Origin of the sequence: Microcoleus sp. D2_18a_D3 (genome assembly GCF_036702455.1) — a bacterium.
Lineage (GTDB): Bacteria > Cyanobacteriota > Cyanobacteriia > Cyanobacteriales > Microcoleaceae > Microcoleus.
This window is the reverse complement of record NZ_JAUBTK010000006.1, coordinates 39,362-55,077: the sequence shown is the minus strand read 5'-3', so window position 1 is coordinate 55,077 and position 15,716 is coordinate 39,362. Positions and strand designations below refer to the sequence as shown.

Genomic DNA, 15,716 nt, shown 5'->3' with positions numbered 1-15,716 from the left:
CTAAAAACAGCTTATTTGCCGCGCCACAGATGAACCGCATCTGGGTTAATTTGCGACCTTACCTGTAGCCAATCCTCTAACAAGTAATCATCATCAACTACTTCAGAATGCTGTTCGTCTTTGAGAATTGCTAAGACGTGCACTCCTGACGGATAGTTGATATGACGAATTTCTGGGTCATATCCCAAGTCTTGAATTTTTGCTAAAATGCGATCGACAGCACCGGCAACAGTAAGATCGACGGCAAGAATAATTTGACCGAGTTTAGCACCCGGTTTTACACATTCCAGAACAGCCATTATTCTTTCTCCTTGTAGTTGCGGTTTAAGATAATTGCATCATAATTTGCTATTATATAACCATGAAGTCTAATATTACTCGTGTTGTTCTATGCCTGCTTTAGACCTGTACCACAATACAGTTAAAAAATCTCTCCTCAATGATGGGTGGATAATTACTCACGATCCTCTCCATCTGAAATGGGGAAAAAAAGATATGTATGTGGATCTGGGAGCAAAACAGGTGCTCGCAGCAGAACGAGGAAAACAAAAAATTGCTGTGGAAGTCAAAAGCTTTGTCAGCGATTCAGAAATGCAGGACTTGAGAGAGGCGATCGGACAATTTACTATTTATCGATCAGTGCTTCAGAGAACTTATCCAGAACATACGCTTTATCTGGCTGTTCGCGATATTACCTATGAATCTCTATTTGAAGAACCGATCGGTCAATTAATGATTGAAGATGAAAAGCTCAAGCTGATTGTATTCGACCCAAATCAAGAGGCGATCGTAAAATGGATACTTTAGCTAACTTTAGAACCACCATTAAAAGAGTTCTAGAACCTTACACTAAAATTCCTTACTCTCATGGCGATATAATTTGTAAAGCCGTGTTTGATGAAAAATCTGATTGTTACCTGCTAGTTACTTTAGGCTGGGATAAAGCCAAACGAATTCACGGCTGTTTGGTTCATATAGATATTATTGATGATAAGATTTGGGTACAGCGAGATGAGACAGAATACGGCGTGACGAAAGAACTTGTAGCTGCTGGAATTTCCAAGGATTCCATTGTTTTAGGTTTTCATCCCGCTGATGTCAGACCTCATACAGGTTATGCAGTTGTGTAGTTAATGAATTATTTGGCTCATCTATTCTTATCAAAAGGCACGCCAGAATCCCTGATTGGCAACCTCTTAGGAGATTTTGTCAAAGGAACGGCTGTCAACCTTTATCCCGATGAAATTAGAAAAGGCATCGATTTGCACCGCAAAGTAGATAGCTACACCGACTCTCACCCAATAGTGCGATCGAGTAAAAGCCTTGTTTGCGCCGAGAGACGCAGGTTTGCTGGAGTTTTGATTGACGTGTTTTACGATCACTTCTTGGCTAAAAATTGGCGGGAATATTCAGAAATTCCGCTTCCAGATTTTTCTCGCCATGTCTATAAAATCCTGCAAGACAACCGCGATATATTGCCTGAATCTCTCCAGCGGGTGCTGCCAACAATAATTGCCCGCGACTTGCTTTCATCTTATCAGGACATCGCCGAAATCGGCATCACTCTTACAAGAATGTCGGCCCGAATCAAGCGCACAAATAATTTGGCAAGCGGCATAGAAGATTTGACAGCTAACTATCAGCGATTAGAATCAGATTTTCGAGATTTTTTCCCCGACTTGATAAAATACGCCACACTTGACAAATATTAATACAAACAACAAAAATTACAGTTGCTATTGATAACGAACTCGTGTATGATTCAACCGATACCTGCATGAAATCTCAAGTGCAACAGGGTTCAAAATATGGCAACCAGAATTCCGAACCTGCAAATAACTAAAGTAGTTGATGGCGACAGCATCAAAATTTCTCTCAACGGCAAAACCGAGTCTCTGCGGCTGATTTGCGTCGATACAGAAGAAAGTCATCCGGGAGGCTCCAAACCTGTAACTGCGGCGGGGAAAGCAGGTACGGAAATGGCTAAAAAATACTTCGCCACAGCAGATGGCGGACTTGCTCAAATTGACATAGAATTTGATACAGACGATTCGGTTGAAGTGGCTCTACAAAAACACCGCGACAACTACGGGCGTCTCCTCTGTTACGTACATAAAGACGGAGAAAATTACAATCTTAAACTGATTGAAGAAGGCTGGAGTCCCTACTTCGTCAAATACGGGCGCTCCCGATTGTATCACCGACAAATGACTGAGGCAGAATCGGCAGCAAAAGCTTACAATCTGATGATTTGGAATCCGATTATCAATGCCAAAATCCCCTCTCGCAACTATGCTAATTTACTGCCTTGGTGGTCGATGCGAGGCTCGATTGTTGAAGAGTTTCGGTTGTCAGAAGCAACGGCAGGAGCGCTTTCTTTGAGGTTGCACTACCCGAAAATATTAGCTGCTTCTGAAAAAGCTAAATCTCTTACTATTTTCTGCGATTTGCAGGCTGGGATTAATAAATGGATCGGCGGCAGCGCTCTAATTTATGCTGGTTCGGTGTATCATAAATTAGATTTGTGGATACCAGATGCTGAAACTGATGAAATGGCTCCCTTGAAGCGACTTATCGAGAAGCGTTATGCGGGTCTGGGACGGGGATATGTGTATGTCAGTGGGAAGGTAGAACAGTACAAAGGGAAGCCTCAAATAGTTTTGAAGGATATCAAACAACTTTCAGACTTTCCCCGATAATATTTAAACTACAGTTAATTTTATCAATCCTTTTTACTACATATAATTTTCTTAGGAAGTACGATCGCGCAAATAGAGGGCGATCCTAAAAAACGATCGCCCTCTCTTCAGCCATGATATTCTATTTATCAAGAGATGCAGGAACATTTATTGCTGCATTGAAGGAGTATCAAAAAATCGGCATCCTAATGGATTTGTGCGTGCAGATTGATTTTGAGGAGTTGTTATAGGAGGAGTAGAGTTAGGAAGTGTGCTCTTCAATTCTGAGACGGTAAAAGATTTAGAAATGTTAGAATTTTTCCCGAGATTGCTGGCAGAAGTGTTAGCAAGATTTGGTGACTCGGTAATTGTAATCTCCTGTGTTGCATTTACATTTGTCTGCGATGTGACAGTGGTTTGTGCCTGACACGGATAGGCAGTCATAGCAGAAATTACAGCAAAGCTCAGAAACCCAAGACAGCCCGTTGATTTAATCATATTTATCTAAACGTAAACTTAAAGAACTATTAGTAATGCTCCTAATAATAGATTAAGTTAGGAAAACTTATGTTTCAAGCGTGTTTATGCGTATTTTTTTAAACTTAATAATTAAGTATTTGTATGTAGGAAAAAAAGAGAAAAACGGGGAAATTACTACTAAATGTAAAGTTGCAGTAAAGATAGCGGGTTTTTACTGACAAAAAATTTTAGGAAATCCCGCTGGGGTTTTAATCACTGTCTGCTGACGGAAGAACACCTTTCTCGCTTAACAGGCAGGATGCCTGTTCCACAAAATAAAATTTTCTTGTGGGCCCTTCCTCGGGGGCGAGTTCACCAAAATTGTTTGCAATTCGCGATCGCTCTACTAAACCCGGCCCCACAGGGTTAAACTCTTAAAAGGAGAATGAAGTTCTCAATACACCAACTGAGATCGGGTCGCTATCGGGAGTGTGACCGGGTTGAAAAATCAAGATCAATCCAGGGGTGACGCTGATATTATCATTCACCTGCCAGCGGTAGAATACCTCTACATGAGTAGTCGTTCCGGGTTGCCCGCCAGATCGCCCTAAACCCGTATCTAAAAAATCAGGAACGTTATTGCCTGTAGGTAAATTGCTGCTGACAATTTTAGGCGGTTGCCCGATATAAATTCCTCCTAAATTTCCTGCTTTAAACAAATCGGGGAAATTCACGAAAACCATATAATTTGTAGTGGCTACCGTACCCGATTTACCGGGAATGCGAGAATTCGTATAACCAGTTCAACCTCCCAGAGAAACTCGCGATGAAAGGCGCCAATTTAAACTTGCTCCAACTGCATTTGTTTGCAGAGACGCGGACTTATTTGTGTTAGGATTGATAGCAGTTAATTGACTATCCCCTGCCAAACTAATCAGATTACCGTTCGGTGAATAATCGTTAACGTAATAGATAGTAAAATCCACGGGAGCGGCTGGTGTCAGAGTTAGTTGTACACCCAATGTATTGTGTCCTCTCGACCCATTAGAACTGACAAAAAATCCAGGAATGTTAGTTGAATAAACTGCTTGCAAACTGGCTCGCTTCGCAAATTGCCAGTCAATGCCGATGCCGCCTAAACCCAAACCAGTGTTCAAAATTGGGTTTCTTTGGGCGAAGGCAGAAAGGGGGCCGGAAGCTGCACTTTCTGCCCGATTCGGCCCTCGAAAAGCGGTAATCATGTTAACTCCTGCTGTTCCTGCAAACACTGCCAATTTGTCGCCGACCAGAAAGCGGTAGTTGAGGTCGCTGACAGTTAATCCAGAAGTTTCGGCTAAATTATAAGCAAGGTTTACGTCTTCGGTTAATTGTGGTGAATTGCTTCCGTTCTGGTTGTAAAAACCGATTAATAAGTTACTGCGAGGACTAAATTGAGTAGTTAAGTAAAATTGATTTAGGTTAATGATGTTGACATTTGTACCGGGGTCTTTGGTATCTCTTTTGCCGTCTCTGGGAGTGCGATCCGCACGGTTCGGCGTGCGCCCTTGTATTCCAAAAATTGTGAATCCCGACAGCTTAGTTGTGGTCGAAAATTGATTGGCTTCTAGTTCGCTAGTTCGCGCTTCTAGCACATCCACTCTGCCTCGCATTGTGGCAATTTCGGCGGCAAATTCTTCTTGCAATTTTTGCAGTTTTATTAAGTCGTCTCGCTTACCTAGACTTTCAGTTGATTTGGCGATCGACTCGCGGATTGTATCTAAACAAGCATTGACTCCGGCTGCAAATTCATAGCGCGTTATAGCGCGGTTTCCGCGATATGTTCCGTCGGGGTATCCAGCTATGCAGCCGTATCTTTCTACTAAGGATTGCAGTGCTTGAAATGCCCAGTCTGTGGGCTGTACGTCGCTGAGTTGGGAAACTGATGTAACTTGTTCTAGTGAGTTTTCAGCAGGGTAAACTAATGGGGGATTTTCTAATTTATTTTCTTCAACTAATGCGGGTATTGGGGCGGGCTGCGTTTCGCTGGCTTCGGATACGTGAGTTTCTATCTCACTCGCGATAGGTACGGGCGGCTGCGATGTGGGGTTTATCGGTGAATTTACATCTACATTGTCAGATTTTTCGACTAATTTGCGATCGAGATTACGATCGAAATTCTCCGGTAGATTATTTGTCGGTGCGGGTAATTGATACCATTCATTAACTGGATCTTCCGAATTTGCACTATTTGCTGTTGTTTCAGGATCAGTCGTTTCTGCTAAGGCTGGAATGCTGAATAATGCCTGCAATCCGAATCCTAGTATTAAGCTGCTAAGGATTTTCCAAATTGGTCGATCGCACTTGTGATTTTTCATTTTATATTATTCTACTTTGTTAGAGGTTGTCAAAACAAGTGAGAAAAAGGGCGATTCCCTACGGGATAGCTACGCTTCACGGTTTATTCGAGATTGAGTGCGATCGTAAATTCCGTTCCTTCTCCCAAAACTGACGAACAAGTCAAACTGCCGCCTTGGGTTTCTTCCACTATTTGACGGCTGATTGACAATCCGATTCCCGTTCCTTTCCCAACAGCTTTTGTAGTAAATGAATAATCAAAAATTTGCGATATTATTTCCTCAGACATTCCTTTGCCATTGTCTTTGATTTTAATCAAAATCTCTCGCTCTCCCTCGGATAATTGAGTGGTAATAGTAATGATGTTGGGTGCGGATGTAATAGATGCAAAACTACGCCCTTGGTTAGCTTCTTCTAAAGCATCGATCGCATTTGCCAGTACATTCATAAACACCTGATTCATTTGTCCCAAATAGCATTTAAGCAAAGGAATCTCTCCATAATTTTTGACAATTTTAATTGCCGGACGGTTATTATTTGCCTTCAAACGGTGCTGCAAAATCATCAAAGTGCTATCAATTCCTTCCCGGATATCGGCTAACACTTTATACTCGCTGTCAGCACGGGAAAAAGTGCGGAGCGAGTTGCTGATGTTGCGGATGCGCTCGATTCCGGTTTTCATAGAAAACAGCATTTTGGGTAAATCTTCTATGATAAATTCTAGCTCTATCTCTGATGCTTTTTTCTCGATTTCCGAACCGGGAGTTTGGCATTTTTCCATGCAAAGCTGCAAATATTCTGTCAAATCTTTAATAGCGTTAGTCGCTTCCTCAATATTACCGACTATACAGCCGACTGGGTTGTTAATTTCGTGGGCGACACCGGCGATTAATTGCCCGATTGCGGACATTTTTTCGCTTTTAACTAGCTGCAATTGCGTTTGCTTTAATTCTTCTATAGTCTGGTAAAGTTTTGCAGTTCGTGTCTCCACTCGCTGCTCTAGCTGCTGGTTTTGTTCTGCCAGTTGTAAACTCAGTCGCCGTAGTTTTAAGTGGACTTTAATTCGGGCTAATACTTCTTCTTGCTGAAACGGTTTGCTGATGTAATCTACTGCGCCTAAACTCAGCCCTTTAACTTTATCGACTGTATCCGAAAGAGCCGTCATAAATATAATCGGAATCTCTTTTGTTAACGGATCTGCCTGCAACCTGCTGCAAGTTTCAAATCCGTCAATTCCCGGCATCATCACATCCAATAAAATCAAATCGGGAGGAGAGTTTTTAACTAGCTCGATCCCGCTTTGGCCGTCCATTTCTACTAAAACGTCATATCCGCGATCGGACAAAGCTTTGTACAAAACTTGTAAGTTAGTCGGATTGTCATCTATGACTAAGATAGTCCCTATTTCTTCAACATTTAACATTTTCTTACCCTATTTATTGCAAAAATTTATAGAGTTGTAGTTGCCCTTATGCGCCATCTCTAAAGGTTTGTAGTTGCGCTATTAAATATGTCGCACAATTCCTAACCCTGTTGCAGAAATTGTCTAATCTTCTGAATGTTAAATTCTTTGACTAATTGATTTAACTGGTTAACAAACGGCTGATACTTTGCATCGCTTTCAGTGAGCTTTTCTAACTCCTGCTCGATTCCTTTCATTTGTCCCTTTCTAGCATACTCTCTCAAGTTTGCCAACTCAGAAGCAGGCGGCACAACCATTTCTACTTCTGCTTGCTCTTGTAAATTTGCGAGCGGCACTGTCAATGTTTGTGCGTACACCCATGACAATTCTAAATGTTTGGCTAACAAAACGTAAAGCTCTTCAGCTTGCACGGGTTTTGACAAGAAATCATCTCCACCCGCTGCTAAACTCTGTTGTTTGTCCATCTCGTAAACGCTAGCGGACGAGACAATGACTGGGATATTTTTTAAATTTTCCGATTGCCGCACTTCTGACAGCAACTCCCACCCGTCCACGACTGGCATTGACAAATCGGTAATAATTAAATCCGGTGGCAATTCAGCAATTTTTTCTAATCCTTCTCGCCCGTTTTCTGCTTCCATTATGACGAAGCCAAGAGGTTGGAGAATGTTGACAATTACCGAGCGATTTTCCCACCTATCGTCCACTATTAAAATTTGTTTTTTCCTGCCAGAATAGCCAATAATTTTCCCGGTTTTAGTGAGACTGCTGCTGTGCATCCAGTCCGCAGCAAGGGGGCAAGATATCTCAAATTCAAACACGCTGCCCACACCTAATTCGCTTTGCACGCTTATGCTGCTATCCATCATTTCTAGGATTTTTTGAGTAATGGCGAGTCCGAGTCCAGTTCCTTCTGCTTTCCGGGAATTATCTCCGACTTGCTCGAAGGGTAAAAATATCTTTTCTAATTGTTCGGAACTCATTCCTACTCCTGTGTCTCGTACTCGAAAATGAAGTTTAATTATGGAGGAGTTTGATGGGTGGCTACTGAAATTAATTTCTAAGCTGACGCTGCCATTATCAGTAAATTTGATAGCATTTCCGAGTAAATTGAGCAATACTTGCCGCAATCGTTTCTCGTCAGCGGCGATCCCATCGGGCAAATTTGCGGTGGGTTGATAATGAAACTCTATGTCTTTTTGTTCGGCTTTGATGCGACTGATTTCGACTACTCCTTGCAGAAATGAAGGGAGATGAAATGCAGTTGGATGCAGTTCCATTTTTCTAGCTTCAATTTTGGAGAGGTCGAGAATGTCGTTAATTAAGGTTAATAAATGACTGCCGCACTGGTGGATGATGCTGATGCCGTGCTGTTCTGGTTCGGTCATGGTTTGAGAGCGTTCTAGGATTTGAGCGTAGCCTAAAATACCGTTGAGCGGCGTTCTCAATTCGTGGCTCATGTTGGCGAGAAAGTCGCTTTTAGCGCGATTGGCTGCATCGGCGACGAGTTTGGCTTCTTTGAGTTCTCTCGTGCGTGATTCTACTCGAATTTCTAGTTCTTGATTGGTCTTTTCTAGGGCGGCGAATGATTCGCGCAATTGCTGTGCCATCCGGTTAAATGAATTGCTTAAAACTCCCAATTCGTTAACTGGTGATGCTTCGACTTGTTGGTCTAATTCTCCAGAGGCGATCGCCTCTGATGCTTGGCCCAATCGTAGAATTGGTTGGGAAATCCAGCGAGAGGTGTAAATTCCCAGGGCGATCGCGACTCCTAAAGCTGCCAAACACAGTAAAATTGTAGTGCGAGTGTTAGCATTTATTTGTTCCATAAAATCGGATTCTGGTACGGCAACCACTACCAGCCAATCCAAACCCCATTTGTCTTGCCAGGGAGTTACGTGCAAAAATTGCCGATCGCCCTTGATGCTAAATTGTAACTGTTGACTTTCTTTAATTTCTCGAAAGTTGCCAAATTTTTGCTGCAAATATTGAGCGGCAGATTGAATTAAGCGATCGCGACTTTCTATTGCTTTCAACCGCCGCGGTTTGTCGTTGACTAGCGTGTAGGGTAATTCGGTACTGGAACTGGCAACTATTAAACCGCTGCGTTCCAAGATAAAAGTTTTTCCTGAGCGACTAACTTTTAGCTGCCGCAAGAAGTCGCTAATTTGTGAAAGTCGCTGGTCAATACCGATGACACCTATCAAATTTTTGTTTTTGTCGAAAACAGGACGGTTTGCAGAAACAGCTAGTGGAAATGGCGGGATTTCCCACTGATAAATATCGCTCCACATCGGTTTTCCAGCTTGCACTGTCTGTGCGTACCAAGCTTCTTTATCAAACTTGTAATTCTTATAAACCTCAAAAAGCTTGCTCCGGTTGCCGCCGCTATCTGTTTCGTAAATGTAGTTGTCGCGGTTGCCGTTTTTCTTAACAGAAATTTCATTAACAACGATGCTATTCCCCGTGTAGTATCCAGCACCAGTAAATTCACCTGTTTTAGTACCCAAGCTGATGTAGCCAACATTGTACAACTGCATTTGCTTCCAAAAAAAGTGTCCGAGTTGTTCTTGGGATTGCGGATTTAGCAACCCTAACTCAATTGCATCTCCGTTAATTTGAGCGAGATAGCGTGCAGTATCCAGGTAGCTGTTCAGGTGTTGGTCAATGCGTAAACTCACTTCATTTTGCAGCCGGAAAGCTAAATCGTTTACAGCTTTTTGACCGTTTTGCAGCGACAGATAGCCCGTAAGCCCCACAGCAGCGAAGATTTGCAAAACAAACGGAACAATTAGAATCGTGCGTATGGGAACATGACTGAAGCTTTTGGCGAGGGCAGATTTTTTCAATTTCAGTAGCATTACGCTTTACAATCCCTAAATGTTAGATTTTTTTAATAATGCTAAATCCCTTACTACTATAATAGTATCATCGCCAGTCTGTAGCTGCCAATAGCTGCGGCATGAGTAGTCCAAACTTCATACAATCAACAGTCATGTGCCAATTACTGGGAATGAACTGCAATGTTCCGACAGATATTTGCTTTTCTTTTGAGGGTTTTTCTGCAAGGGGGGGCAAAACGGACGTTCATCAAGACGGTTGGGGAATTGCTTTCTTTGAGGGTTTGGGATGTCGCCTTTTTATAGATTCTAAACCTGCGATTGCTTCTCCGGTGGCAGAAGTAGTGCGCCGCTATCCCATTCATTCAACTAACGTTATTGCTCACATCCGCAAAGCTACGCAAGGCGAAATTGCTCTGGAAAACTGCCACCCTTTTATTCGGGAACTTTGGGGACGTTATTGGGTATTTGCTCACAACGGAAATCTCGAAAATTTTTATCCAGAATGTGCCGGAGTTTACAAGCCGGTTGGTCAAACTGACAGCGAAAAAGCATTGTGTTTGATATTAGAAAAGCTGCGCTCCACTTTTCCTCAAAGTAAGCCTGCTTTAGCGGAAATTTACCCGGTACTGGAGGAAATTACTAAAACTTTGGCACAACACGGAATTTTTAATTATTTACTTTCCGATGGAGAACACTTATTCACCCACTGTTCTACTAATCTGCATTATATTGTGCGACAAGCACCTTTTGCTAGCGCTCACTCGATCGACGAAGATGTAACAGTCGATTTTCGGGAATTGACCAACGAGGACGATCGCGTGGCTGTGATTGCCACTTTTCCGCTGACAGATAACGAAGTTTGGACGCAAATTCAGCCGGGAGAATTGCTGGTATTTCAGGATGGTTTGCCGGTCAATTCTGGGCTGCTGGAGTTAAGTTAACTAGATTTAAACTGAGATGTTGCACCATTGTCAATAAGCTTTTTAGGAACAGGCAAGATGCCTGTTCCACAAGAAAATCTACTCTTTGTGGAACGGGCATCTTGCCTGTTATTGAGAATGGTGCAAGATGTGATTTTAAACAAATTTAAAGCCTAAACAGAACCTCGAACCAGCTAAATTACCAGCTTTCCAGCTTGATTGATGAAGCCAGATTTGTCATTGCGCTTGACAGCGGCTAAGCCTTCGGAAAAACTGCCTACAGCGGAAACTTAGGGGCGATCGCCCACTAGCCTGCTTGATTGATATATCCCCACCCTTTTGGAGGGGTAACTGCTGCTAAACCTTGATTAAATGAGCGGGTATTGCACAATTAGAGGATGATTCTTGTGGCGTGTCCCGGCTTCAGTGAAAATACACCTGACTGGCTACGATATCCCATCCCACAAAACAATTAAAATCATCCCCCAATTATCCAACGGCTTCTACTGTCCCCGCAGTCACAACAGAGGGATTAATTCGGTTGAACTGCCGCTAAAATTTGTCCGGCTGTCACCGTTTGTCCCTTTTCACAAAACAACTCGGCAACAGTGCCCGCAACATCAGCAGTAATAGCAATTTCCATTTTCATCGCTTCCAAAATTAACAGGCGATCGCCCTCAGCAACCGCATCTCCAACATTAACCAGCACCTGCCAAACATTGGCCGAAACGTGAGCGACAACTGCCTCACAGCCGATCGGCAAAGTAACCTCCGCCACCGTTTCAGAAGCCACATCCGCCGAGGATTCTGCGGCAGATTCAGCTTCAAATTCCCCGGAGGCGGCCCAGCGATCGCGCTCTGCATTAAATGCGGCCTGCTGCTGCGCTTTAAACTCAGCGGCACTGTTAGCAATAGAATGCAAAAACTCATTGTATTCTCTCAAATTAAAACTGATTTCCTCAACCTTTAATTTAAACTTCCCTTCGATAAATGCTTCCCGACAGCGGTGCAATTCCTCATGAGAAACCGGATAAAATCGGATTTGGTCAAAAAAGCGCAAAAGCCAAGGTTTACCAGACTGGAAATCCGCCGTTTGTTTGAACCGATTCCACATTTGCACCGTGCGGCCGACAAATTGATAACCTCCCGGCCCTTCCATCCCGTAAACGCACAAATACGCGCCGCCAATGCCAACTGCATTTTCAGGAGTCCAAGTGCGGGCGGGATTGTATTTAGTAGTAACCAAACGGTGGCGCGGATCGAGGGGAGTTGCGACGGGCGCGCCTAAATAAACGTCTCCCAAACCCATCACTAAATAGCTAGCATTAAATACAATTTCTCTGACTTGTTCGATGCTGTCAAGCCCGTTTATGCGGCGAATAAACTCAATATTGCTGGGACACCAAGGTGCATCCGATCGCACAGACTGCATATATTTTTCAATGGCCAACAGCGTCGATTCATCTTCCCAAGATAAAGGCAAATGCACAATTCGCGCCGGCACTTCCAAATCCTCGATCGCCGGAAGTTCCGCCTCAGCCTTAATCAGCGCCTGCATTAGCTGCTGTTGCGAAATCTGGCGGCTGTCAAAATGAATTTGGAGCGATCGCATTCCAGGCACTAATTCGATAACACCAGGCAACGGATTTGCTTTCAACTGTTCCATCAATGCGTGCGCCCGAAAACGCAAATTTAAATCCAGCACCAACGGGCCGTATTCAACTAGAATATATTTATCCCCAGCTTGACGGTAAGTAACAGCAACCTGTGCCGGAGAGTCGGGAATTTCGTGCAAAATTGGAGAGGCGGGAACTGCGGGCAATTCCTCCGCATTTTTCCCAAAAACAGGCAAACAAAAAGTAGCAATTTGCTTATCTTGTGCTAATTCCCGCTGCAAAGCTTCAGCAAAACTCAAACAGTGAAAGCGAATGCTGTCCCCCGGTTTCAGTTGCCCGATTTTCCACAATTCCGACTGCACAATAGTAGCAGGACACACAAAACCTCCCAAACTCGGGCCGTCAAGACCGAGAATTACAGGCATATCGCCCGTAAAATCGATCGTGCCGATCGCGTAAGCATTATCGTGAATGTTAGACGGGTGCAAACCCGCTTCCCCGCCGTCTTGACGCGCCCAGGTTGGCTTCGGGCCGATCAGCCGAATGCCCGTCCGCGTCGAGTTGTAATGCACCTGCCATTCTGTAGAGAAAAACATTTCGATGTCTGACTCAGTAAAGAAATCCGGCGCGCCGTGAGGCCCGTACAAAACGCCGATTTCCCAATTATTGCTGTAGGTGGGAATTAGTTCGGGAGGCAAAGATATTTCCGCTTCCAGACTTGCAGTTTGGTTGAGTTTTAACACATCTCCCGGACGCAGCGTGCGGCCCGCGTGTCCGCCAAATTTGCCCAGTACAAAAGTTGATTTGCTGCCCAAATAATCGGGGACATTAAAGCCGTGCTTTACCGCTAAATAAGTGCGGTAGCCGCCGCCTTGAATGCCTTTTAACTTGAGAATGCTGCCAGCTTTTACGGGAATTGCCGTCCAAAACGGCACAGATTCGCCGTTTAGCGTTCCCTTCATAGTTGCACCAGTCAAACTAATAACTGTATCGGCATTAAAGCGCAGAGTTGGGCCTGTCGCTGTGAATTCCAATCCTGCTGTCGATTCGGGATTTCCTACTAAACGATTTGCCGATCGAAATGCCAGATGATCCATCGGCCCAGAAGGCGGCACGCCCACATCCCAATAGCCAATCCGCCCCGGATAATCTTGAATGCTGCTGTAGGTTCCCCCATCCAATACATCGATCGTTAAAGGTGCGTATTCAAAAGAGTTTAAAAAGCGCGTGCTCAGTTCCCCCCGGCTGAATCGGGAATCGTCCAAAATCTGGCGGAGGTAATCTAAATTAGTTTCAATTCCCGCTATTTCACTGGCATCTAAAGCAGCTTTAAGTTGAGCGATCGCTTCTTCTCGATTATCCCCGCAAACGATTACTTTGGCTAGCAGCGGATCGTAAAAAGGAGTAACCTCCGTGCCGGTTTCTATCCAACTGTCGCAGCGGACGTTTTCGGGAAACGCAACTTGATTCAGCAACCCCGAACTCGGCTGAAAATTTTTGCCGGCATCTTCGGCATAAATTCGCACCTCAATTGAGTGTCCCTGCGGCCGAGAGCGGTACTCTTCCAGGGGGAACAAATCCCCAGAAGCCTGTTTTACCATCCACTCAACGAGGTCGATGTTGTTGACAGCTTCAGTAACGCCGTGTTCAACTTGCAAGCGCGTGTTGACTTCCAAAAAATAAAACTGTTTGGCATCGACATCAAAGACAAATTCAACAGTACCGGCGGACTGGTAATTTACCGCTTTTCCCAACCGCACGGCTGCACCGTACAACTGATTTCGCTGTTCGTCGCTAATAGCAGGGGCGGGGGTTTCTTCAATTACTTTTTGATTGCGCCGCTGCACCGAACAATCTCGCTCGCCCAAGGCTATGACATTTCCTTTGCCATCTCCAAAAATTTGGACTTCAATGTGCCTAGCTGTTTGAATGTATTTCTCTAAAAAAACGCCGCTTTGTTTAAAATTGCTTTGACTCAAACGCTGTACTTTTTCAAATGCTTCGGCCAAATCTCGATCGCCAAAACAAGCCTGCAAACCGATGCCGCCGCCGCCTGCGGTACTTTTGAGCATCACCGGATAGCCGATCGCCCCAGCCGCTTTTTGGGCATCCTCCAAACTTGCTAAAAGTTCGCTTCCGGGAGTTAGCGGCACTTGATTTGCAGCGGCTATTTCCCGCGCGGTGTGCTTCAATCCAAAGCAGCGCAACTGACTCGGAGTCGGGCCGATAAATGCAATATTTTCGCTTGCACAAGCTTCGGCAAATTCAGCATTTTCGCTCAAAAAGCCGTAACCCGGATGGATGGCTTGAGCTTTTGTTTGGCGCGCAACTTCGAGAATGCGATCGAACCGCAAATAACTCTCGGCTGCGGCGGCTGCACCGATACAAACGGCTTCGCTGGCGGCGAAAACGTGTTTGGCGTGGGCATCGGCTTCCGAATATACTGCTACCGAAGCAATTCCGAGGCGATCGAGGGTGCGGATAATTCGGCAGGCAATTTCACCGCGATTGGCAATCAAAACTTTGTTAAACATTTGGGTATTTGTATGAATCTTTGATTGATAAGTCAACCGCAGATGTAAGGGAGATGAACGCAGATAAACGCAGATAATTTCTAGATAGGAAAGGTTGGGAATGCTATGCAAGTCTCTTGGGGCAATAGGGAAGGGCGCTAACAATAGTGCCAGCGTCCCCCTCACTGCGGATTCTAATAGCTCGTGGCGGGTATATTAGATTACACGGAATCCCAAACAATCAACTGAATCGGGGTAGGATTGTAAGCATTGCAAGGATTGTTCATTTGCGGGCAGTTAGAAATAGCAACCAGCGCGTTCATTTCGGCTCGCAAATCAACTGTACTTCCCGGATCGGAGATGCCGTCAACAATTTCAAGCGTGCCATCTTCGCTAACCGGAACATTCATAAAGAAGTTGATATTGCTGACTAAATCTCGTTTGCCCAAACCGTAGGGAAGAATTGCGGCGAGGAAATTTTCAACGCAGGCGTGCTGGTATTTTTTATCTAGTCCAAACCGCACTGAATTGCTCTCGCAGCTACAGGCGCCGCCGGAGGTATCGTGCCGCCCGCAGGAGTCAGCAATTATGGTCATCATGGCTCGCCCTTCGTTGGAAATGAGTTGGCTGTTTGTAGTGACAAAGATGTTGCCTTGATTGACGATCGTATCGGGGGCGCTGTAGCGTTCGGAAGGGTCATCGGCATTGTAAACTAAAAAATCTACTGCTTGATTTCCGCCTAAATCTACAATGCGGAGAATCTGTCCTTTTTTGATGACGCGAGCCCAGGGATGTCTGGCGGGTAAAACTTCGTTATAAATTGCAGTTTTTGGATCGAGGATTTGTTGGGTGGTTGCAGTCATGGTTCACTTGGGTTGATTAATTTACAGCATTTTTTGCCGCAGGCCGGTGCGGATTAGATATAGTTTT

Annotated in this window: 10 protein-coding genes and 2 pseudogenes; 5 read left to right on the top strand and 7 right to left on the bottom strand. The window is 44.5% G+C overall.

The genetic code is table 11. From position 1 onward, the window contains the following. Positions 1-11: 11 nt before the first annotated feature. Positions 12-299, bottom strand: coding sequence for a hypothetical protein (locus QUB06_RS04630; protein ID WP_333434304.1), 288 nt, complete (start codon positions 297-299; stop codon positions 12-14). 91 nt (positions 300-390) lie between these two features. Here QUB06_RS04630 and QUB06_RS04625 point away from each other — a divergent pair, with 91 nt between their 5' ends. The 4 genes from QUB06_RS04625 (at position 391) to QUB06_RS04610 (ending at position 2,699) form a co-directional block, all read left to right on the top strand. Further along, a complete protein-coding gene (locus QUB06_RS04625) occupies positions 391-807 on the top strand; it encodes an element excision factor XisH family protein (protein WP_333434303.1) in 417 nt (138 codons plus the stop codon). Further along, positions 795-1,130: a XisI protein gene (locus QUB06_RS04620; RefSeq protein WP_333434302.1), complete on the top strand. Its 336-nt coding sequence runs from the start codon at positions 795-797 to the stop codon at positions 1,128-1,130. The genes QUB06_RS04625 and QUB06_RS04620 overlap by 13 nt, the downstream gene beginning before the upstream one ends. 3 nt (positions 1,131-1,133) lie before the next feature. Next, positions 1,134-1,712, top strand: a complete 579-nt coding sequence (locus QUB06_RS04615) for an ACP phosphodiesterase (protein ID WP_333434300.1) — start codon at positions 1,134-1,136, stop codon at positions 1,710-1,712. Between the two features lie 96 nt (positions 1,713-1,808). Further along, positions 1,809-2,699: a thermonuclease family protein gene (locus QUB06_RS04610; RefSeq protein WP_333434299.1), complete on the top strand. Its 891-nt coding sequence runs from the start codon at positions 1,809-1,811 to the stop codon at positions 2,697-2,699. 872 nt (positions 2,700-3,571) lie between these two features. On the opposite strand, the pseudogene QUB06_RS04605 reads toward QUB06_RS04610, so the two are convergent. The 3 genes and pseudogenes from QUB06_RS04605 to QUB06_RS04595 all read right to left on the bottom strand — a co-directional run bounded on the left by QUB06_RS04605 (position 3,572) and on the right by QUB06_RS04595 (position 9,755). After that, positions 3,572-5,491: pseudogene (locus QUB06_RS04605) on the bottom strand (iron uptake porin). An 83-nt stretch (positions 5,492-5,574) separates the two neighbouring features. Then, complete coding sequence (locus tag QUB06_RS04600; protein ID WP_333434298.1) at positions 5,575-6,894, bottom strand: response regulator; 1,320 nt, start codon at positions 6,892-6,894, stop codon at positions 5,575-5,577. Positions 6,895-6,995: 101 nt separating this feature from the next. Further along, positions 6,996-9,755 (bottom strand): ATP-binding protein, encoded by a 2,760-nt coding sequence (locus QUB06_RS04595; protein ID WP_333434297.1) that lies wholly within the window; start codon positions 9,753-9,755, stop codon positions 6,996-6,998. 134 nt (positions 9,756-9,889) lie between these two features. On the opposite strand from QUB06_RS04595, the gene QUB06_RS04590 reads away from it, so the two are divergent. Then, positions 9,890-10,678, top strand: a complete 789-nt coding sequence (locus tag QUB06_RS04590; RefSeq protein ID WP_333434296.1) for a class II glutamine amidotransferase — start codon at positions 9,890-9,892, stop codon at positions 10,676-10,678. Positions 10,679-10,851: 173 nt separating this feature from the next. Here the strand turns inward: QUB06_RS04590 and QUB06_RS34660 are convergent. The 3 genes and pseudogenes from QUB06_RS34660 to QUB06_RS04580 all read right to left on the bottom strand — a co-directional run. Beyond that, a pseudogene (locus QUB06_RS34660) lies at positions 10,852-10,938 on the bottom strand (WG repeat-containing protein); the annotation flags it as partial. Positions 10,939-11,189: 251 nt separating this feature from the next. Beyond that, positions 11,190-14,807 (bottom strand): urea carboxylase, encoded by a 3,618-nt coding sequence (gene uca, locus QUB06_RS04585; RefSeq protein ID WP_333434295.1) that lies wholly within the window; start codon positions 14,805-14,807, stop codon positions 11,190-11,192. Between the two features lie 200 nt (positions 14,808-15,007). Further along, positions 15,008-15,649: an urea amidolyase associated protein UAAP2 gene (locus QUB06_RS04580; protein WP_332952432.1), complete on the bottom strand. Its 642-nt coding sequence runs from the start codon at positions 15,647-15,649 to the stop codon at positions 15,008-15,010. Between the last annotated feature and the right edge of the window lie 67 nt (positions 15,650-15,716).

What these genes read in the sequence shown, in the direction of transcription:
- uca (WP_333434295.1), bottom strand. Translation starts at nt 14,807, where the DNA reads ATGTTTAACAAAGTTTTGATTGCCAATCGCGGTGAAATTGCCTGCCGA.
- QUB06_RS04615 (WP_333434300.1), top strand. Translation starts at nt 1,134, where the DNA reads ATGAATTATTTGGCTCATCTATTCTTATCAAAAGGCACGCCAGAATCC.
- QUB06_RS04620 (WP_333434302.1), top strand. Translation starts at nt 795, where the DNA reads ATGGATACTTTAGCTAACTTTAGAACCACCATTAAAAGAGTTCTAGAA.
- QUB06_RS04580 (WP_332952432.1), bottom strand. Translation starts at nt 15,649, where the DNA reads ATGACTGCAACCACCCAACAAATCCTCGATCCAAAAACTGCAATTTAT.
- QUB06_RS04625 (WP_333434303.1), top strand. Translation starts at nt 391, where the DNA reads ATGCCTGCTTTAGACCTGTACCACAATACAGTTAAAAAATCTCTCCTC.
- QUB06_RS04630 (WP_333434304.1), bottom strand. Translation starts at nt 299, where the DNA reads ATGGCTGTTCTGGAATGTGTAAAACCGGGTGCTAAACTCGGTCAAATT.
- QUB06_RS04600 (WP_333434298.1), bottom strand. Translation starts at nt 6,894, where the DNA reads ATGTTAAATGTTGAAGAAATAGGGACTATCTTAGTCATAGATGACAAT.
- QUB06_RS04610 (WP_333434299.1), top strand. Translation starts at nt 1,809, where the DNA reads ATGGCAACCAGAATTCCGAACCTGCAAATAACTAAAGTAGTTGATGGC.
- QUB06_RS04590 (WP_333434296.1), top strand. Translation starts at nt 9,890, where the DNA reads ATGTGCCAATTACTGGGAATGAACTGCAATGTTCCGACAGATATTTGC.
- QUB06_RS04595 (WP_333434297.1), bottom strand. Translation starts at nt 9,755, where the DNA reads ATGCTACTGAAATTGAAAAAATCTGCCCTCGCCAAAAGCTTCAGTCAT.